This is a genomic window from Variovorax sp. J22R115, assembly GCF_030317005.1.
Classification (GTDB): Bacteria; Pseudomonadota; Gammaproteobacteria; order Burkholderiales; family Burkholderiaceae_C; genus Variovorax.
In genome coordinates, this window is sequence record NZ_JASZYM010000001.1 from 221,011 (window position 1) to 241,341 (window position 20,331).

A 20,331-nucleotide genomic window follows, 5' to 3' on the forward strand; every position below is an offset into this window, starting at 1 on the left:
CAATCAAGTTATTCAGGCGGCGGCGCGGATCATGTCGACCGCCTTCTCGGCGATCGCGATGGTGGGAGCATTGGTGTTGCCCCCAATCAGCGTGGGCATCACCGAGGCGTCGATCACGCGCAGGCCCTGCATGCCGCGCACACGCAGCTGCGGGTCGACCACGGCCATGTCGTCCGCTCCCATCTTGCAGCTGCCCACCGGGTGGTAGACGGTGTCCACGCGCTGGCGCAGCACCGCGCGGATGTCATCGTCGGTCTTCACGTCGGCGGTGAACAGGTCCTTGTGGCGCTGGCTGGCGAGGGCCGGCGCGTCCATCAGGCGGCGCGTCGTCTTGAAGCCCTTGACCATGTCCTCCAGGTCGCGCTCGTCGGCCAGGAAGGCCGGGTCGATGAGCGGCGGGTCGCGCATGTCGGCGCTGGCCAGCGTGACCTGGCCGCGGCTCTTCGGGCGCAGCAGGCAGAAGTGGCAGGAGTAACCATGCGCCAAGTGGAGCTTGCGCGCATGGTCCTCGACGAGGCTGATGACAAAGTGCAGTTGCAGGTCCGGCGCGGCGAGCGCGGGGTCGGTCTTCAGGAAGCCGCCGCATTCGGCGAAGTTGCTGGTCAGCATGCCTTCGCGCTTGCGCAGGTAGCGCAGGATCTCGCGCGTCATGCGCAGCGAGCCGCCCACCGAGATGCCCATCAAATCGGTGCTGCGCGCGGCGTAGCCGAAGATGAAGTCCGGATGGTCCTGCAGGTTCTGGCCCACGCCGGGCAGCGCCTGCACCACCTGAATGCCGCGCTGGCGCAGGTGCTCGGCCGGCCCGACGCCCGACACCATGAGCAGCTGCGGCGTGTGGAAGGCGCCGGCGCTGAGAAGGATTTCCTTGCGCGCCTTGATGGTGTGCTCCTGCCCGCCCTGGCTGCACATCACGCCGATGGCGCGCCGGCCCTCGAACAGGATGCGCTTGACCTGCACGCCGGTCCCGACCTGCAGGTTGGCGCGGCGGCCCATGTGCGGGTGCAGGTAGCCGCGCGCGGCGCTCCAGCGCTCGCCGTTCTGCTGCGTCACCTGGTAGAAGCCCACGCCCTCCTGCTCGGCGCCGTTGAAGTCGGCGTTGAGCTTGAAGCCGGCCTGGCGCCCCGCCTCCAGGTAGATCTTCTGGAAGGGGTTGCCCGTACGCAGGTCGGTCACGTGCAGCGGACCGCCCTGGCCGTGGTGCTCGTTGCGCAGCGAGGCGTTGTCCTCGCTGCGAAGGAAGTAGGGCAGCAGATCGTCATAGGACCAGCCGCTGTTGCCCAGCGCGGCCCAGTGGTCGTAGTCGCTGCGGTGACCGCGCACATAGACCATGGCGTTGATCGCCGAGGAGCCGCCCAGTCCCTTGCCGCGCGGCTGGTATCCGCGACGCCCGTTGAGGCCAGCCTGGGGCACGGTCTCGAGCGCATAGTTGTTGATCTTGGTCGGCAGCATGCCCACCACGCCCATAGGGACCTTGACCAGCTGGCTGTCGCCGCTGCCGCCGGCCTCCAGTAGGCCCACGCGGGTGCCCGGGTCCTCGCTCAGGCGGGCCGCCAGTACCGAGCCGGCCGAGCCGCCGCCTACCACGAGGTAGTCCACCTCACCGATGTTCATGCTGCTCTCCGTTCAGTCGATCGCGCGCGGCAGCATGGCGTACAGCTTGCGCTTGTTCACCGGGCAGCCCAGGGCCTCGAAATTGGCCTTGTTTTTGAGGTTGAGCATGTAGGGCAGGTAGTCGCCCATGGCCTCGCGCTCGGTGCCGGGCTTGGTCACGGCGAACCAGCTCTGCTTGAACTCGGGATTGACCAGCGTGTTGCGGTTGATCACCATCATGTAGTCGGGCGAGCCGCTGACCATGCCGTCGCCGTTGCCGGCATCGATCCAGGCCACGCCGCATTCCAGGGTCGCGTTCTTGGGGCGGTCTTCGCCGCGCGAGATCGCGACGGCGTAGCGGCCGGTGTCGTCCACCGTGGGCAGCAGCTGCTCGTCGTAGATGCAGTCGGGCGTCATGGCTGCCGTCAGCGCCGTGGCCGTGCACACCGACATGTAGCGCATGTCGACGTTGGCGGCGTTCTGCGCCTCGCCATGCCAGGTCTTGGGAACGCGCGGCATCTTGGCCGTCATCACGTAGACCGTGCCGTAGTTGCGGCTCATGTACGCATAGCCGTAGCGCGAGGCCAGGTTGCTCCACCAGCCACCAAGCTGCGGCGGATCGGCCTGCTTGAGCGCCGGCAGGAAGAGGTCCGTCACCACCTGCTTGCGGTTGAAAAAGGCCTGCAAAGGCAGCGCCGGCACGTTCCTGGCGCCGACGTTGGCCGTGTCCACCCAAGGCAGACTCGTCAGGGCCACCCAGGCGCGCGGATCCACCGAGTTGGCCAGTTGCTTGCCGCGCATCGGGCTGGTGGAGCCTTGGCAGGCCTCGTCGCCCTTGAGCACCTTGCCGTCGGCCAGGTGCAGCTCGACCTCGGGAAAGGCCACGCCGCCGAGATAGTCGACGCTGCCGTCGGGCACGTAGTTGCGCATCCACAGGAAGATGTCCTGGCCGGCCGGGCCCATCGTGTAGAGCGTGTTCTTCGCGCGCTGCGCAGGCACGGTGCCATTGACGATGGAGAAGGTGTAGCGGCGAGCCTGCACGTCACGCGCCACGCCGGGGCGGAACGGGTTGGACGAGCCGGCATCCGGGTCGATGTCCACGTCGCTCAGCGCATTCTGCGGCTCGCCCTTGGCGTTGTAGGTGTTGAAGTTCCAGTGCCGCATGTGCGGGTAGTCGCCCGAGATCACCAGCTTTGCGCCCTCGGGCAGCCGGAAGGCGGTGGGGATATAGGTCGTCGCCGTGTCCGGGAATTGGTTCTCCATCGCGAAGGAACTGCTGTCGTTGGTGAACACGCCGCTGCGCGCGCGCGGGCCCGGCCAGAAGCAAGACTTGAGCGAGAAGTTCTTGCGATAGTTGGCCGCGGTGTGCACGTCCATGGGCTTTTCCGGCGGCATCGGCGGCAGGATGCGGCCGCGACCGGCCTTGTCGACCACATAGCCGGTCGCGTCCGGCTTGGGGCTGCCGTCGGCGGCGCCGTCGCCCATCTCGTACTTGCTGTACTGGGTGCGCGGCGCGGCCGGCTGGTCCTTGGACAGGCGGTGGGCGGTCCATGCGATCACGATGCCGACCAGGGCGGCCAGCACGATCAGCAGGATGAGCAGTGATTTGAGAAGCTTCTTCAAGTCGTGTCTCCGATGGTTCTTCTTGGCGTGATCAGCCTTCGATCAGGTGGTAGTCCGACTTCATGGCGCCGCACTCGAGGCAGCACCAGTCTTCGGGGATGTCTTCGAAGAGGGTGCCAGGCGCGATGCCCGAGTCGGGGTCGCCCTGGGCTTCGTCGTACACATGGGCGCAGTAGGCGCAGCGGTATTTCTTCATCGCGGGTCTCCTTTTGGTTGTTCAGGACGCGCCAACGGCCGTGGTGCCGCCGGGGTGCAGAGTGGGGATGAGGTCGAAGCCATGCTGGATGCGCAGGTCGCGCGAGCGCAGTTCGGGCTCCATCAGTTGCCAGACCTTCTCGTGGTTGTACGAGGGAGTGGTCGGCCAGAGGTGGTGGATCAGGTGGTAGTTGTGCCACTGCATTAGCGGCCTGAGCAAGCTCTCGTGGCCCATCCGCATGGTGGTGCCGGCCGTCAGGTTGTTGGTGGTCGAGGCCGAGGTCGTGATGTGCTGGAGTTCGCCGTGTTCGTCGCCGTCCAGGTGCGGCAGCCACAGGAAGGTGAAGGCGATCAGGCCCAGCGTGATGCGCGACGGGATCAGCCACAGCATCAGCACCTCGCGGCCGTAGCCGAGCCAGGTCAGGCCCAGGGCGACGGCGATGGTGACGACCACGTAGGGCAGGGTCTCGTTGACCGACTTGCGGCCGCGCGGGTCGCCGCTCTTGAGGTTGTACCAGGCGTAGTACACATCGAAGAACATCCAGCGCAGCGGCAGCGTCCACCAGGAACCATGGACGAAATGGTCCGGGTCCTGCGGGTCGTTGGTGAAGCGGTGGTGGATCATGTGCGAGTAGCGGAACACGCCCAGCGACACATGCGGCACGACCATGCCCAGGCCAATGCGGCCGATCCAGTCGTTCAGGTCGACGTTGCTCGATGCCGAGCGGTGCAGCGCGTCATGTGCCACATGGAAGACCGGCCACATGAACACGATGTTCAGCAGCGTGCCGGCCCAAAGCGGGATGAAGCCGGTCAGCGCTGCGGCGTAGGTCGCGAGCACGCCGACGACGATGTAGAGCATCAGGGCCACCGTGGGCCAGGCCACCTTCGCCGGATTGGTCAGGCGATAGAGTTCGGCCTTCTTGGCCGCCGGCACGGGCACCGGGTTCTTGGAAGAAGCGTTGGAGGACATGGCTCAGCGCTCCCCCGCACGCAAGCAGCGTGTTGAATTCGACATGGTGGGTCTCCGTTGTGGCCGGTGCCGCACCCTGGGCACCGATGTCTCGAATTGTCGAATTGCAGCCTCGGGCAAGCCATTGTTCAGCGCGCCATGGATTTGTCCTAAAGTGCCAGAATGAGCACATCCACAGGCGCTTTGGGCCGCGTCCAACGGGCCGGCAACGACAGCGGCAGCCGGCTGCGCAGCGTCTGGTTCGAGCCGAGCGTGCACTCGGCCTACTACCTGATCTTCAGCAGGTTGACGGCGGCACTGAGCCAGGCGCCGCCGCGTCCTTTCACCGGGCAGGCGCGCCTGCTGCCGCTGCTGGACTTCCTGCCGCTGCTTGATGCAGTTGACGCGCTGCACAAGCCCGACGTCGGCGCCACCCTGGGCTGGGCCATCCAGGGCGCGGCCCACGGTCCCATGGGCCTGGCTGCCATGTCGAGCAGGAGCATCGCGCACGCCATGGAAACCGTGGCCCGCTATGCGCCGGTGCGCAACCGCATGTTCGAATACCGCTGCGTGCGCGATGAACGCCATGTGTCGCTGGAAATCAGCGACCGGCTGGACTTTGGCGACTACGGCCACTTCTTGCGATACGCATCGCTGCACGCGATCTTCAACATTTTTCGCGGCATCGCCGACGAACAGGCACTCAGCCAGTGCGCCTTGTGCCTGCCATGGCCGCGCTCCACGCAGACCGGGGAATTGCCGCAAGCGGTCTGGTCCACGCAGTACCGAGCGAAGATGCTGGCGATCCGATTTGCGACCAGCGTGGCGGACCACCCGCTGGCAAGTTGGGACCCGGAGGTGCATCGCCGGGTGTGCAGCGCCGGCGACGAGGAACTGACCAAGCTGTCAGGGAGCGTGGGCGCGAAAGTGCGGCACCTGTTTCATCGCAGCCAGCCCGACTGGCCGAGCCTGGTGGCCATGGCCGGGATGCTGGGGCTGTCGCGCCGCACGCTCGTGCGCCGATTGGAGGACGAGGGCCTGAGCTACAACTACCTGCTCGACGAGACCCGCAACGAACTCGCGTGCTGGTACCTGCGCCATACCGGGCAATCGCTGAACGTGATTGCCGAGAAGGTCGGCTTTAGCGACCAGGGGAACTTCAGCCGAGGCTTTCGCCGGTGGCAGGGATTGGCCCCGAGCCAGTACCGACTCTGCTTCAGAGCCGGCGCTTCGCCCGATAAAGAAGCGCAGCCCTGAACAAAGTTCGTGCCAAGGCACGGGGTTGCCGTCCAGCAGACCAACAGGAATTCATGCTTGCAGGCAGCTTGCGCCGACCAGCGCATCAATGCCGACCATGCCTGCTGGCCCGACACATTCGCCTTCTACGACCATTGAACTCTAGCCGAAGGTCGGAGCACACTGTCGCCCGGGGCGCCCGCGGGGTTACCTGTTGAAGCCGTTTGCCAGTGAGGCGCTGGTGGAAGCGGTAGCCCGCGCCATGGCGAACTGAGGCATGTCGATCCCACTTGACGACTGAAAGGACGCGACCATGGAAACCACGCGCGAACTCGACCTCCTTGCCGCAGCCGAAGTTCCCGGACCACCACTCGGCACGGCCATGACCAAGGCCTATGTGCAGACGGTGGGGCGAATGGCCTACCTTTGGGGTTGGCCGCTCGTCAATGCGGCCAACCGCGCCGACGCTTTCTCCAAGGCACCGGAACCCGGTTTGCTGGGCGGCGTTGTGCCGGTGGGATTCAACCGGAACGCCATGCTGACCGGCTACATCAGCCCGGATGAGCATTTCGTCACCTGCCCAAACCAGGACGTCGTGTATGGCGCCGGCTACTTCACGCTGGACAAGGAACCGATCGTCTTTCAAGTGCCAGAGTTCGGCGATCGCTTCTGGGTCTATGCACTTTATGACGTGCGCACCGACGAGTTTTCCGAGATCGGCAAGGCCTACGGCACAAAGCCGGGCTTTTACATGATCGTCGGCCCGGACTGGAAGGGCGAGATGCCCGCCGGGATCACTGCGGTGGTGCGATCGTCCACGTCGTCGGCCTTTACCGCGCCCCGCGTTTTCATGGATGACACGGCGGCGGATCACGCGGCCATCCAGTCGGCGCTCAATCAGGTCGTCTTCTACCCCGTGTCGGAGTTCGACGGCAAGATGAAGACCAAGGACTGGAGCAAGCTGCCGCATTTCCCGGCGCCTGCGAGCAAAGGCGAGACCAAATGGGTGAACCCGGAGACCTTCTTCGATCAGTTACCGGCGGTGATGAAGAGCGTGCCGCCGCTGCCGGGCGAAGAGGCTCTCTACAAATGGATCGGCAGCGTGCTGGATGCGGCCGCCAAGGACCCGGAGATCAAGCAGACGCTCATGGAAAGCGCCGTTGCCGCCGAGGTTGAAATGATTTCACCGTTCTTCCAGTGGCGCTACAACGGTCGTCCCGCCGGCAACGGTTGGAATTCGCCGGTGAACAATGCGAAGTGGGGCACCGACTACCTCAATCGCACGGCCACCGCCAAGTCGAATATGTATGAAAACCGCCCGGAGGAAACCAAATACATCTACCGGGACGACGACAGCCAAGGCGAGCAACTCAACGGACAGAACGCTTACGCCCTCACCTTTGCCAAAGGGCAGACGCCGCCGGTCAAGGGCTTCTGGTCGCTCACCCTGTACAACGATCTGCATCTCTTCCACCCCAATCCGCTGAAGCGCCAGTCGCTGGGCACGAAGAGCAAGGATCTCAAATACAACGCGGACGGGTCGCTAACGCTCTATGCCGGCGCCAAGTCGCCCGGCAAGGACAAGGAAAGCAACTGGCTGCCTGCGCCGAGCGGTACGTTCTCGCTCTACATCCGCGCCTATTGGGCTGACAAGGCCATCCTCGACGGCACATGGCAGCCGCCGCAGGTCGAGAAGGTGAAGTGAGTAGTTGAGCGGAATGGGGAATAGCCATGGCAACCAAATACGCGCAGACATCTCGCATCGACGAACTAGCCGACCTTCCATTCGCGGAAGGCCGGCCCACGGAGGAGACCGCGCAGACACTTCGTGAAGAACTCCTCTTCCAACGGGCGACGCAGACCTACCTCTGGGCGATGCCGTTGATCAACACGCTCGGCATGCAGGTTGGGTCGGAAAAGACGTTTGGCACCGGCTACAACGTCTTGCCCATCTGGAAGCAGCGACTCGACGCCAAGACTCTGGTGACGACTCCCAACTCCGACGTTCTCTACGCGATGAGCTACGTTGACTTGGGCAAGGATGGTCCGCTGGTGATGGAAGCACCGCCCGGACTTCAAGGCATCCTGCTCGATTACTGGCAGCGCCCCATTGCGGTGGAGGGCGGCAAGTTCTTCGGCGACGTCGGCCTGGCGGGACCGGATGGTGGCAAGGGCGGCAAGTTCCTCCTATTGCCACCCGGCTACGAGAGACCGGTGCCGGAAGGTCATTACGTCTACCGTTCAGGAACCCACAACGTCTTCATCTTCCTGCGCGGGTTCTTTGAGGACCCGAAGAATCTGGTGCCGGCTGTCGCGCACCTTGAACGAACAAGGATTTATCCACTGGACGGCGAGGCCGGCGCCAAGCCAATGGAATTCCCCGATGCTTCCGGTGTCCCGGCCGACATGCTGCCAATCAGCGACGGGAGCGCATTCGATCAACTCAAGCTGCTCGTGGACCGGGAGGGTGACGACCTGGCCGGTCCCGACTGGCTCGGCATGCTGGCAGCGATCGGCATCGTCAAGGGCCAGCCGTTCACACCGGATGCGCACACGCGGGAGATCCTCGATCGGGCCGCGAAGACCGCCTACAAGATGAGCCGCGTCATCGGCTTCCAGGAAACCCTCAACGGCGCCTCGCTGTTCATGTATTCAGACCGCCGCTGGATCAATCCGATGGACAACGTGACGCCACCCAGCCCGGCCACGACGATGGATCTGTCATGGATGAATGTTGCCGGGGGCTATCGCGCCCTCGACGCCCGGATCTGGTTCTTCACCGATTACTACTCGATCAGCCCCGGCATGCTCTCAAAAATACCGGGCAAGGGCGCCGCTTACATGATCGGCTTTACTGATGGCGAGGGAGTGCCGCTGGTGGGAGGCAACAACTATCGCCTGCATCTCCCTGCCCAACGTCCCAGCTGCCATCTTCTGGTCCCTGACGCTCTACGATGCGGCGAATGCTTCGGGTCTCGCCAATGGCCAGCGTTTCCCGTCGCTGGGTTCGCGCGACAAGCCGGCGCAGAACGCCGACGGCAGCACGGATCTTTACCTCGGTCCCAAGGCACCTGAGGGCAAGGCGGGCAACTGGCTCGCCACCGTGCCCGGCAAGGGGTACTTCACCATCCTCCGGCTCTACGGCCCGACCGAACCTGCCATCGACAAGAGCTGGAAGCCCGGGGACATCGAGAAGGTGAAGTGACCTGGACGAAGGGCCGCTTGGGATCGCGTTGCGGGCGTTCACAGCGAGAGGTTGAAGGTCGGCAGCGGGCCAATTCTGTTGAAAAACTCGATTTTGGCGTGGCGACCCACTCGATTTCTACGTATAGGGCATCGAAGGTGCACTCGACGTACCGCGCGACCAACCGCAGCACGAAACTCGCCTGAGTGCCTCTACGCAGCTCTGATGAGCATCGATGCAAGTCGCGCGCTCTGTGGCTGACGTTTGGGCGTCCGCAAGCTTTGTCGCCCAGTCGAGTTTTTCAACAGGTGCGCCGGGAGGCCGGCAAGGAGTAGGTGGTGCAAGTCCACTGCGATGAAGGAGTCGCGATCCGCATTGGCCCCGAGCCGTGCGCAGGCATCCGCGAGGGTGTCGGCGAAGCGTCGGTAGGGTAGCGTGTAGGCCAGCCATTGAGCCGCGAAATAAACTTGGATCCGGGTGCTGACGCTGTCTGTTGGGCGGAAGGCAACACGGGCGAACGCGCCATCGCAAGCGTTCGACCGACCCGGCGAGGTCTGAGAACCTGGCATGCACGGATGCTCTTTGCACGGAAACCGGGAGATCTGCCGTTCACCCCGATGGTGGCAACGCCGCGGGGTCGTGTTGGGAAGGCGAGGAGCCGTAGCCAATGATGCACGAACGGCAGAAGTCGGACCTCGGCGTAGTAGCGTTGAAGCTGGCGAACAAACCCGGGCAACCGGGGGCGGAGTCGGTGGAGCGAAGGCCGGGGGCCAAGGGGAACACGGTTGGGCTGCGCACGCGCCGGACTCAGGGCCGGGCTGGCGTGTCCCAGCGACTCGACCGTGTACGGCAAGCAGCAAGGCAACGAAAGAAGGAGCGGTTCACTGCGTTGTTCCATCACCTTGATGTCGATCTGCTGAGGGAGTCGTTCTTCTGGCTACAACGGAAGGCGGCGCCCGGTGTGGATGGCATCGAATGGCGGGACTATGAAGAGGACTTGGAGAACAGGTTGATCGACCTGCGGGATCGCCTGCACCGAGGTGCTTACCGGGCACTACCGTCGAGGAGGCAATACATTGCCAAACCAGACGGAACGCGTCGCCCATTGGGCATCGCTGCGCTGGAAGACAAGATCGTCCAGCGCGCCGTGGTGGAGGTGTTGAATGCGGTGTACGAGGCCGACTTCCTCGGGTTCTCGTATGGGTTCAGGCCAGGGCGCCGCCAGCACGATGCGCTGGATGCGTTGGCGGTCGGGATCATGCGCACGAAGGTGAACTACATCGTGGATGCCGACGTCGAGAAGTTCTTCGACCGCATCAGCCATGAGTGGCTGATGAGGTTCCTGGAACATCGCATCGGTGACCCGCGCATCTTGCGGCTGATTCGCAAGTGGCTAAAGGCCGGAGTCATGGAAGGCGGCGCGGTGACGCAGGCTGAAACGGGAACGCCCCAAGGGGCGGTCATCTCCCCGCTGTTGGCCAATGTCTATCTGCACTACGTCTTCGATCTGTGGGCACTGCAGTGGCGACACCGCCATGCTCAGGGGAACATGATCATCGTTCGCTACGCCGACGACAGTGTCGTTGGTTGCGAGCGACTGGACGATGCCGAGCGATTCCTGGCCGCGATGCGCGAACGCATGGAGCGGTTCGGGCTATCTGTGCATGCGCAGAAGACCCGCCTGATCGAGTTCGGACGACACGCGGCAAGGCGGCGTGCCGAGCGAGGACTTGGCAAGCCGGAGACGTTCAACTTCCTTGGATTCACGCACATCTGCGGTCGCACCCGGAACGGAGCGTTTGCGCTACAGCGCCTGACGCGCCGTGATCGGATGCAGGCGGCGCTGTGCAGAATCAAGGTGCAGTTGCACCGAAACCGGCATCACGCGATCCCGGAGCAAGGGGCGCAGCTACGGCAGGTGGTGCAGGGGTACTTCGCGTATCACGCTGTGCCCACCAACGCCCGACGCATGAGCAGCTTCCGGCATCACGTGGTCAGGGCCTGGCTGTGGGCGCTGCGACGGCGCAGTCAGAAGGACTCGTTCTCCTGGGACCGCATCAAACGGTTGGCCGACCATTGGCTGCCGTCTCCGCGCGTTCTTCATCCGTGGCCAGAGCGGCGCTTCGCCGTTACTCACCCAAGGTGGGAGCCCGGTGCGTGAATCGCGCACGCCGGGATCTGTGCGGGGGGTGTTCAGCAATGAGCATTCCTACCGCGTCAATTGGCCGTGACCGCCTGTTCACCAAGCTCGCCTGTAGCGGTCGTTGGCCAACCGGGCGATCTCGCCGAGGTCAGCTGTCAGGCACGGCCGCGAATTGGTGCTCGCGGGCCAAAAGCAGCCGGTCGGCCCTGCCGCAAAGTTCGGCCATAACCGGACGCTCCCTTCAAATGCCCAACGTGTAGAGCGAGTTCACACGACCCGCACACGCATTGCCTCGCTGAGGGTCATGCGACCGAGCGCTTCGGCGTATCAAGTTGCTCAAGCTGACCCCCTGCCAAACTCTGGCGGGTGGACGCTTGGTTCAGCAGGTCATGCGGAAACCCCAGACTGGGCGTGCCCGCCGCGTTCAGCTGCGAAATTTGCTGTTCTGTGAGGCGCACATCCGCCGCGGCAAGGTTGTCATCCAGCTGTACCACCGACTTCGGCCCGATGATGGGGATGGCACCGCGTGCTGCCACCCAGGCGATGGCCACCCGTCCCGGGTTCGACCCCGTCTCTTCAGCGACAGCTTGCAGGGCGTCTAGGACCGCGCCTTTCTGCGCGCTGTCTTCTTGGTGGATGAGCACGCCCAACTGAGTCGCGCGGCCCACTTCGCCACGACGGTACTTTCCGGTGAGAAGACCCCCGCCCAGTGGCGACCAGGCGACCGTGCCCAGGCCCAACGCCTGCGCCATCGGCAACAACTCTCGTTCGGCTGTGCGCTCGACCAGGCTGTACTCCAGCTGGACGCCAGCGATGGGAAGCGAACCCCGAACCTCGGCCAGCGTGACGGCACGGGACACGCGCCACGCCGGGAAATCTGACAGGCCCGCGTACACAATCTTGCCGGCTCGCGCCAGGTCGTCCACCCCGCGCAGCACTTCCTCCATCGGCGTGACTCCGTCTGGCATGTGGACCCACAGGAGGTCGATGCGGTCGGTCTTCAAGCGCTTCAGGCTGGATTCGACGGACTGGACCATGACCTTTCGCGAGTTGCCGGTCGCCGCAACGCCGGCTTGCGCAGGTGTGGGGCCCAGCGTGAACTTGCTGGCCAGCACAATCTGCTCGCGAACGGGGGCAATCAGGTCGCTGAGCAGCGTCTCTGACTGGCCGGCCTGGTAGTTGTCGGCCGTATCGATGAAGTTGCCACCGGCCTCGACGTATCGACCGAACATGCGGCGGGCTTCATCAGGCTCGGCGCCGTAGCCCCACGCCGTCCCGAAGTTGCCCGTGCCGAGGGCCAGTTGGGAGACTCGCAAACCGGTGTGGTTGCCAAAAACTTGGTAGCGCATGGTGGTCCTCTTGGGTGATCTGCTATGAATTTGTCGCACTGGTGAAGACGCAGCACGTTCCCAGGAGGGGGATGCGTTGTCTACCCCTGAAGGTTAGAGTCGTCCCCCAGATTGTTCAAATCGATTGAAAGCATGATTGATATCAACGAGCATGATTTTCATCGGCTCGACCTGAACCTGCTGCTCGTCTTCACGGCACTGCTGCGCGAGCGAAGCGTCACCCGAGCCGCCAGATGCCTGTACCTCGGACAGCCGGCCATCAGCGCATCCCTGGGCCGACTGCGCGCCTTCGCCGGCGACGACCTGTTCGTGCGCACCGCGCAGGGGATGGAGCCGACCACCCATGCACTCGCTCTCGCGGAGCGGCTCAAGCCGGTCCTCGAAGGCCTGAGTGCCGCGCTCTTCACGACCAGCGCTTTCGACCCATCCTCAAGTGACCGCACGTTCTCCCTCGGTATGTTTGACATCGGGGAGGTCACGCTCGGCCCTGAGTTGCTGGGTGACATGGAAGCGGAGGCACCTCGCGTGCGGCTCGCGCTTCGACCGGTCGACCGGGCCAACGCAGTCGCTCAGCTCGAGGCAGGGACACTGGACCTTGCCATCACGGATACTGGCGCCACGACGCAGTGGATACGCACCAAGCCGTTGTTCCAGGAGTTCTTCGCCTGCATCTTCGACCCCAAAGTGGTCCGGGCTCGGATTCCAATCAGCCTCAAGGACTATCTTGCATACCCTCATCTGCTGACCTCATTCGGGGGCGAATTCGTCGGCTACGTCGACGAGGTGCTGGAGCAGCGTGGTCTTGCCCGGCACGTCACGATGACCACCACCCGTTTCAGCACATTGCCGTTTGTGCTGCGACGCTTTCGGGGTATCGCTTCGCTCCCGGGCACGGCAGCGCGGGAGCTGGGCGGCGCGCTGGGCCTCGCCGTCAGCCCGCTGCCTGTCGAGGTCCCGCCGGTAGACCTCTCGCTCGTTTGGCACGCTCGCCACGAAACCGATGCCGGGCATCAGTGGCTCCGAGAGTTGGTCTACCGCGTTTGCATGCGGTTTGCGCCGCCTGAGGTGCACAAGCCCAAAAGTTTGAACCGGACCACCGGACGCGTACAGAGGACCCGTCGACGCTAGCAGGCCCAGCTCGTCATGGCGGACCAACGACCTCTTCGGTCAAACGCGAGAGTCTCCAATGGACCCGATGGCGCCGGCCCAGGTGTGGCAGGGTGCGGCCCACGAGCGGTCCTTGCAGGCTCAGGCACAGAATGTCACCTGACCGCGCCTAAGCGGTCACCAACAGAGACGCCGCATTTGGCGGGTGCGCGCCCTGAGCAGCGCATACAGCAGCAACATCTCCGCCGAGCAGGCAAGCATGCTTGTCATGACCGCACCTCCGTCCGTGTCGACGCATGATAGACACGAGCCGGCCCGCACATCATCAACAGTTGCAGGAGGGCAGCGATAGCAGCCCATCAGGGGATTTCATGCGTGGCGTCCGCTAACCAACTCAATGCTGGCCAATCACGGCCCGCTGCAGCTGAAAAGCAGATTCATTCAACGACGCGGGTAGCGAGGGTGAGGAGCTCCTGGGGGATTGGCAGGCCAATGCGCTTGGCAGTCTTCAGATTGATGATGAAGTCTCGGCGATCGATGACTTCAACTGGGAGGTCCGCCGGCTTGGCTCCCTTGAGGATGCGATCCACATAGAAGGGCACGCGTGGCCAAGCGTCGTCTACCTTGGTTCCAAAGCTCAGCAGGCCGCCGGCGTCGGCAGAGCCGGCGGAGAACATGGTGGTTATGCGCTGAGCGGCCGCTGCGTCCGCTATTTGCTTGCGGTAAGACAGGGTCACCGGCACTTCCAGGACGAGCAAGGCATCCGCTTTTGCCGCGGCCATGGAGTCAAAAGCGCCTTGCATTTCGGGCGTTGGGCCGCGCAGCTTCAGGACCCGGGCCTCGATCCCGAGGGCTTCTGCAGCAGCGACATTGGTTCGCTCGATGGGTGCTAGGCCGCTTGCGTCGGCGCCAGGGATGTCTGCGTCGCTCAGGATGGCGAGCCGCTTCATGTCGGGGAGTAGCTTCTTGATGAGCTCGACCTGGCGCTCGGGCTGAGTCGGATCATGATTGGTGATGCCAGTGGCATTCGCACCCGGGCGCTCCAGGGACGACACCCAGCCTACGGCAATGGGGTCAGCCACCACGGCGAAGATGATCGGCAACTGCTTGGTGGCGCTGAGCGCGGCGCTCGTTGGTGGGCCGCCGAAGGTGGCGATCGCCTCGACTTTCGTCTCCACCAGTTCCGCGGCCAGGCCGGGGAGGCGGTCGAGCTTGCCTTCGGCGTAGCGTCCTTCCAGGATGACGTTCCTGCCCTCGACATAGCCAAGTTGGGAGAAGCCTTTGCGCACGGCCTCGACGGCGGGATTGTTGGCGGCCGCGCCGTTCAGGAGAAGCCCGATCCTGGGTGGTGGGCCATTGGTCTGGGCGGCCGCGAGGCGACAGGCTAGCGGGGTTGCCAGAAAGGTGCCTGTAGCGGCTGCAGTGACAGCAAATCTCCTGCGATCCATCATCTGCTCCTGGTTGTGCTTCAGTTGCGCCGTCGGTTCCATAGAGGGGGTCGATCGGCGCCTGAGCTGACGGGCCGCATGGTCAGTTTTGCCATCGAGGCCGTCAACCTCCATCCTGAGGAGGGTTGAAGGGATTTGGAAGAGCAGGTACGCGGAAGTCCAGGAGGAGTCGAAGATCGTTGAGACGACTTCCCCGGATGCCTGGCGAAGTGTCGTTTGTCGCTCCTCGGGCCGCCAGGCAGCGAGTCCAGGCGGAAGTGCGAGGTGGCATGATCGACCGCTTGATGCCAGAGACCTGCCACTCCAGGTCGCAGGAGCAAGGACCGCAGGGGGCCCGGGATTGTCGTCGAAGGGCCGACCGGGGAATGCCGTTCTGCAGCGATTGCCGTCCTTCCCTGCCGCGCAGTGGACTCACGCTGTGACGCCGAGTGCGGTCATTCAGGCGCCGCGAGCATCCCAGAATCTACGACCGGTCCCAAGGTACTACGGACATCGCCGTGCTGCACCCCTTCACCGACTGCGCCAACCCGGTTTCGAAGCCAGATCGCGAGCGGCCGCTTTTCACGTGGGCGGAGTGGTAGTCCGGGCCCTGAACGCCATTTCGAACAGTGGGAAGCAGCCGTTCCAATGCCGCGCGTTGCTGGTTGTCCGTTGCTTCAACCGCTCCGGTCGCTGTCGCCCACCTCCGATTTCCCCGATGATGTCGGCGAAGGTCGCCTCGAGCACCTGCTTTTCGTCTTGCCTCTGAACCCAGAAGCCAACGATGGCCCAGATAGCGGCCACCACCACGAGCCCACCGCAGCCGAGGTGAGGCCTCGCGCCGGTTCTTGTTCATCAGCCACAGGCGCATCGGCGCCCTGTCTTAGTTGCGGAACAGATCGAGAATTCGGCTGCGTTCGTCTGAAGATGACTCGGGCGTCGAAGGCGAGGTCGCCTCGACGGGCGTTGCGGCGGCCAAGCCCCACGGGCTGGGCCCGCTGCCCGGCGCGTACTCGTCGTAGTACCACTCGCCGCCGCTATGGACCACCCCGTCGGGCGCCTGAAGTTCGGTCACGGGCACGCCCTTGATGGCGGTTTCCATGTAGCTGATCCAGATCGGCAAGCTCAGGCTGCTGCCGGTCTCTTTATCTCCGAGGCTGCGAGGCGTGTCGTACCCCATCCACGCGATCGCGGTCATCGTCGGTTGAAAGCCTGCGAACCACGTGTCGATCGAGTCGTTGGTGGTTCCGGTCTTGCCGTAGAGGTCGTCGCGCTTGAACGCCTGATACGCCTTGGCGCCGGTGCCGCCCTTGACGACGCTCTGCAGCAGCGTGTTCATGATGAAGGCGTTGCGCTGCGGAATGGCGCGGATCGTTTCGTTGAGCAGCGGGGGTTGCGGCTGGACCAGGACCTTGTCCTTGTGGTCCGTGATGAGCGTGATCAGGTAAGGCCTGACGCGATAGCCGCCATTGGCAAACACCGAGTAGGCCGCTGCCATCTGCATGGGCGTGACCGCGCCGGCGCCCAACGCCATGGGCAGATAAGCGGGGTGCTTCTCGCGGTCGAAGCCGAAGTTCGTGATCCAGTCCTGCGCGTAGCGAATACCGATCGATTGGGTGACGCGAAGCGTGACCATGTTGATGGACTTCATGAGCGCCGTGCGAAGCGGTACCGGTCCCGAGAAAGTGCCCCCGTAGTTCTTCGGCGCCCATGCTTCGCCGCCGGGCGTGGGTGCGTCGAAGTAGAGCGGCGCGTCGTTGACCACGGTCGCTGGGGTGAATCCCTTTTCAAGAGCTGCCGAGAAGATGAACGGCTTGAAACTCGAGCCTGGCTGACGCCAGGCCTGCGTGACATGGTTGAACTTGTTCTTGTTGAAGTCGAAGCCGCCCACCAGCGCCTTGATGGCGCCGTCGCGCGGATCCATCGCGACGAACGCACCCTCAACTTCGGGTAGCTGGGTCAATCCCCACACGTCTTTCGGCGTCTTCGCAAGGCGCACGACCGCGCCGCGACGGATCATGAGGGTGCGCGGAGCCTTGTCCGCCAATCCCGACTGGACCGGCCGCAGCGCGTCGCCAGTGACGTGCAAGGCCTCGCCGTTCGCACGAACGGCCGTGACCTCTTTGGCACTGGCTTTGAGAACCACCGCAGCAATCAGATCGCCGTAGTCGGGGTGCTCTGCCAACACGTCCTCGATCATGTCTGCGCGTGCTTTCGGATCGTCGGGAAGATTGATGAACTTTTCGGGTCCACGGTAGACCTGGGTTCGCTCGTAGCTCATGATCCCATCGCGCAAGGCCCTGTAGGCAGCCGTTTGGTCGACCGCAGAGATCGTCGTGTAGACCTTAAGTCCCCGGGTGTAGGTGGCGTCGCCATACTGCGCGTAGATCAACTGGCGCACGGTTTCTGCTACGTATTCGGCGCGTAGAAAAGCGGGGCCTTGGGGGGCGCGCAGCTGAAGCTTTTCTTGTCTGGCCTGCGCCGACTGCTCCGGGGTGATGAATCCGCTCTCCTGCATTCGGTCGAGCACATAGAGCTGCCGTTCTCGTGCCCGCACGGAATTGTTGACCGGGTTGTTGGCGCCGGGTGCTTTGGGCAGACCTGCCAGCATGGCAGCCTGTGCGATCGAGAGGTCCTTGAGCGGCTTGCCGAAATAGGCCTCCGAGGCCGCGGCGAAGCCGTAAGCCCGCTTGCCCAGAAAGACCTGATTCAGGTAGATCTCCAGGATTTGATCCTTGGAGAGAGATTGCTCCAGTTTGAATGTGAGCAGGACCTCGTAGACCTTGCGGGTCACGGTTTTCTCGGAGGTCAGGTACGCATTGCGTGCCACCTGCATCGTGATGGTCGAGCCGCCTTGGCTCTTGACCCGGTTCAGGTTCGCGTATCCGGCCCGCGCCATGCTCTTAAAGTCGACCCCCATGTGGTCATAGAAGCGCGCGTCCTCGGCGGCCAGGACAGCGTCCTTCATCAACTTGGGAATGGCCGAGATCGGCGTGAACTCGCGGCGCTCCTCACCAAATTCACCGATCAGAATGCCTTCCGATGAGAACACCCGCAGCGGAAGCTTCGGTCGATAGTCCTGAAGTTCGGAAATGTTCGGCAGGTTCGGATAGGCGACTGCCAGTGCGGTCAAGACGACGAATGACAGGCCCAGCGCCCCGGCCAGGGCCAGCCCTGTGACCCACAACGCCACGCGCAGGAGCCAGGATCGCCAGGATCTTGGAACCAGTTTGTCGGTGTGCCCCGAAAGATGCGATCGGTCGGCCATGACAGCAAGCGTGAACGGCTCAGTTGCGCAGTGTCGCCGAACTGCCCGCAGAGGCAAGTGGGCCGGAGTTCAGTGAGATTCCTCCAGGCTCCCGGTTGCCCTTTGGCGTGGTGCGGTCGACGGTGTCGCGCACCACATGGGGGCGGTGCTCTAGCCGTACGACGGTTCGCTCAGCCGAATGGCAGCTTTCTGGGCACACCTCGGAATGGCGGTGCCGGCCGGCAGCGGACTTTCCGCCTCAAGGCAGAAACGCAGACCGGCCGTTCGCCCCAGAGAAGGGTCAACGTCGGGTTTCGGCGACCGCCGTCATTCGGCGGCCAAATTCGGATGACCGCAGACAGTCGGAGGTACGGGTCAAGGACGCCAAGCCAGCGTTACATCACCCGAGTTCAATCGCAGAGAAAGCGGCAGGCTCAGCGAGCCAACCCATACAGCCGAAACGTCCCAGGTAAACCCTTGAGCGGGTGATCGCCTCGGTCGACCAATTCAATACGCGATCCAGCCACTAGGTCACGAACGACGCCGGAGACAAGCAACTCACTCGGTGCGGCCAGACTCATGATCCGCGCGCCCACGTGCACCGCCACCCCGGCCGCACTCTCACCGCGACGAGTAACCTCGCCGGTGTGCACGCCGGCGCGCACCGAGAGCCCCAGTTCCTGGACTTCTTCGATGATGCTTTCTGCGCAGCGGATCGCGGCCCCCGGCCCCGCAAAAGTGGCGAAAAACCCATCGCCGGCGGTGTCGATCTCGACGCCGCCGAAGTTGTTGAGGGCTCGTCGTACAACAGCGCGGAACCGCTCAAGCTTGTCGCTCCAGCCTTCATCACCCATCTTGACTGCCAGCACCGTTGAGTTGACGATGTCGATAAACATCACGCTCAGAATGCGTCGCTCGGACAGCAGGCCGTCCAGAAGCTTGGTAAGTCTGGAGCGCACAAGCAGGAAGACTATTGCCATGGGCAGGGCCAATATCACCAGCACCAGATCCGAGGTCAGGCCGGCAACGTCCTTCAGCAGCCTCGATGCCGCTGCGCTAACGACGAAGAAGGCAGCCAGCACTACCACCGTCAACGCGGAGTAGAAGAGCGTTCGACTGATCCATCGATCTACATCCAGCAGGCCTTGGCGAAACATCGCGATGAACATGGCCACCGGAAATGTCGCCATGACGGCAGCGTGCGCGGCCTGGGCGGCGACCACGACCAGGAAATATGAGCCTTCACGGTCGAGGGGGGTGGCTCTGACCAGCCAAAAGACGATGTAGGTCGTCAAGGCAATCAGCCCGCTCGGCAGCAACAATTTCAGCTGATTGCGCTGCACTTCGCTGGAGCCGGCGTAATACCTGACCACCAAAGCGCACATGCTGACAACCGCCAACGAGACGCCAACCATTTGCATCGCTGCCGAGATTTCCTGCATGCCCGCGAGGTATTGAACGTATCGCAGTACGTTGAAAGCAATCCAAGCGCCGGCCACCCATGCTGCCCAGCGCGGCACGAACCTGCCATCTGGAAACACATAGAGCCAGATGATCGTCAGCATGTTGCCGGCAAGGACCACCAAAAACGACAGCGGCGCCGCGGGACCCCGTGAATGCTGAGCCAGAAACGCTGCTATATCGGTTGAGTTGAACACCCCGACCGAGGCAAAGGAGACGAACAGGAGAATCCCGAACAGATCTCGCGAGCGCTTCCAGAGGATGATGAAGGCGATCGCGGACCACGAGGACACGCAAACCATCCCGATCACGCCGGCGGCCCAAACGGCCGCGGCATACGGCAACGCCGATTCCGCTTTGATCTGGGCGGCCAGCGCCTGGGTGAGTCGCCCATCCATCCACTGGGGAAGCCAGCGAAAGTACACGTACAGCAACAGGACCACAAAGGCGACAGCTGCGGTGCGCCACGCGAGCAAGCCTAGCGCCTCGAGCGGTCGCCTTAGCCATGGATCGCCGTCGGCAGCGACGGTCGAAGCCGTCGGGCTTCCCAACTGACTCGACATTTCCTAGCCTCAGTGCAGCAACGATCGCACATCCTCCACCGTTTGGGTGAGAAAGAGAAGGGGCAGCGCACGCGGAGCGGGCCCCCGGTGCAAAGACTCTCAGGCAAAGTGCGAGCAGTCGAAGGACGCCGCGGGGATGTAGTCGCTAGTCATCTTCTCGGAGAACAGCGGGGGGGCAACATGGAAGGGGGCGTGCTTGGTCCCAAGCTCTCACATCAGGGCCTTCTGGCTGTCCTTGTAGTAGGTCCGCGTTC

At 63.7% G+C, this 20,331-nt stretch carries 12 protein-coding genes and 2 pseudogenes; 6 read left to right on the forward strand and 8 right to left on the reverse strand.

What is annotated here, in order from left to right:
• Positions 1-12 precede the first annotated feature (12 nt).
• Genes QTI04_RS00930 through QTI04_RS00945 form a run of 4 tightly spaced genes read right to left on the reverse strand, consistent with a single transcriptional unit; the run spans position 13 to position 4,381 of the window.
• Complete coding sequence (locus tag QTI04_RS00930) at positions 13-1,611, reverse strand: GMC family oxidoreductase (protein ID WP_286613816.1); 1,599 nt, start codon at positions 1,609-1,611, stop codon at positions 13-15.
• Between the two features lie 12 nt (positions 1,612-1,623).
• Complete coding sequence (locus QTI04_RS00935; RefSeq protein WP_286613817.1) at positions 1,624-3,213, reverse strand: hypothetical protein; 1,590 nt, start codon at positions 3,211-3,213, stop codon at positions 1,624-1,626.
• Between the two features lie 31 nt (positions 3,214-3,244).
• Entirely contained in the window at positions 3,245-3,409 is a 165-nt protein-coding gene (locus QTI04_RS00940) for a rubredoxin (protein WP_286613818.1), read from the reverse strand.
• Between the two features lie 21 nt (positions 3,410-3,430).
• On the reverse strand, positions 3,431-4,381 hold the full coding sequence (locus QTI04_RS00945; RefSeq protein WP_286613819.1) for a fatty acid desaturase: 951 nt from the start codon (positions 4,379-4,381) through the stop codon (positions 3,431-3,433).
• Positions 4,382-4,543: 162 nt separating this feature from the next.
• On the opposite strand from QTI04_RS00945, the gene QTI04_RS00950 reads away from it, so the two are divergent.
• The 5 genes and pseudogenes from QTI04_RS00950 to ltrA all read left to right on the forward strand — a co-directional run bounded on the left by QTI04_RS00950 (position 4,544) and on the right by ltrA (position 10,941).
• Positions 4,544-5,617 carry an AraC family transcriptional regulator gene (locus QTI04_RS00950; protein WP_286613820.1) on the forward strand — a complete coding sequence of 358 codons (1,074 nt, stop codon included), beginning with the start codon at positions 4,544-4,546 and terminating at the stop codon, positions 5,615-5,617.
• 361 nt (positions 5,618-5,978) lie between these two features.
• The gene (locus QTI04_RS00955; protein WP_286613821.1) at positions 5,979-7,301 is read left to right on the forward strand and encodes a DUF1254 domain-containing protein; all 1,323 of its coding nucleotides are present in this window, start codon (positions 5,979-5,981) and stop codon (positions 7,299-7,301) included.
• A gap of 194 nt (positions 7,302-7,495) precedes the next feature.
• Positions 7,496-7,879 (forward strand): annotated as a pseudogene (locus QTI04_RS00960) (DUF1254 domain-containing protein); the annotation flags it as partial.
• A gap of 574 nt (positions 7,880-8,453) precedes the next feature.
• Positions 8,454-8,690: pseudogene (locus QTI04_RS00965) on the forward strand (DUF1214 domain-containing protein); the annotation flags it as partial.
• Between the two features lie 760 nt (positions 8,691-9,450).
• On the forward strand, positions 9,451-10,941 hold the full coding sequence (gene ltrA, locus QTI04_RS00970) for a group II intron reverse transcriptase/maturase (RefSeq protein ID WP_286614141.1): 1,491 nt from the start codon (positions 9,451-9,453) through the stop codon (positions 10,939-10,941).
• A 284-nt stretch (positions 10,942-11,225) separates the two neighbouring features.
• On the opposite strand, the gene QTI04_RS00975 is transcribed toward ltrA, so the two are convergent.
• Entirely contained in the window at positions 11,226-12,272 is a 1,047-nt protein-coding gene (locus QTI04_RS00975; protein WP_286613822.1) for an aldo/keto reductase, read from the reverse strand.
• A 111-nt stretch (positions 12,273-12,383) separates the two neighbouring features.
• Here QTI04_RS00975 and QTI04_RS00980 point away from each other — a divergent pair, with 111 nt between their 5' ends.
• The gene (locus QTI04_RS00980) at positions 12,384-13,400 is read left to right on the forward strand and encodes a LysR family transcriptional regulator (protein ID WP_286613823.1); all 1,017 of its coding nucleotides are present in this window, start codon (positions 12,384-12,386) and stop codon (positions 13,398-13,400) included.
• A 416-nt stretch (positions 13,401-13,816) separates the two neighbouring features.
• On the opposite strand, the gene QTI04_RS00985 is transcribed toward QTI04_RS00980, so the two are convergent.
• From QTI04_RS00985 to QTI04_RS00995, 3 genes are all read right to left on the reverse strand, one after another.
• Positions 13,817-14,869: an ABC transporter substrate-binding protein gene (locus tag QTI04_RS00985; protein ID WP_286613824.1), complete on the reverse strand. Its 1,053-nt coding sequence runs from the start codon at positions 14,867-14,869 to the stop codon at positions 13,817-13,819.
• An 820-nt stretch (positions 14,870-15,689) separates the two neighbouring features.
• A complete protein-coding gene (locus tag QTI04_RS00990) occupies positions 15,690-18,074 on the reverse strand; it encodes a penicillin-binding protein 1A (protein ID WP_286613825.1) in 2,385 nt (794 codons plus the stop codon).
• Between the two features lie 413 nt (positions 18,075-18,487).
• Complete coding sequence (locus tag QTI04_RS00995; protein ID WP_286613826.1) at positions 18,488-20,077, reverse strand: adenylate/guanylate cyclase domain-containing protein; 1,590 nt, start codon at positions 20,075-20,077, stop codon at positions 18,488-18,490.
• Positions 20,078-20,331: the final 254 nt, after the last annotated feature.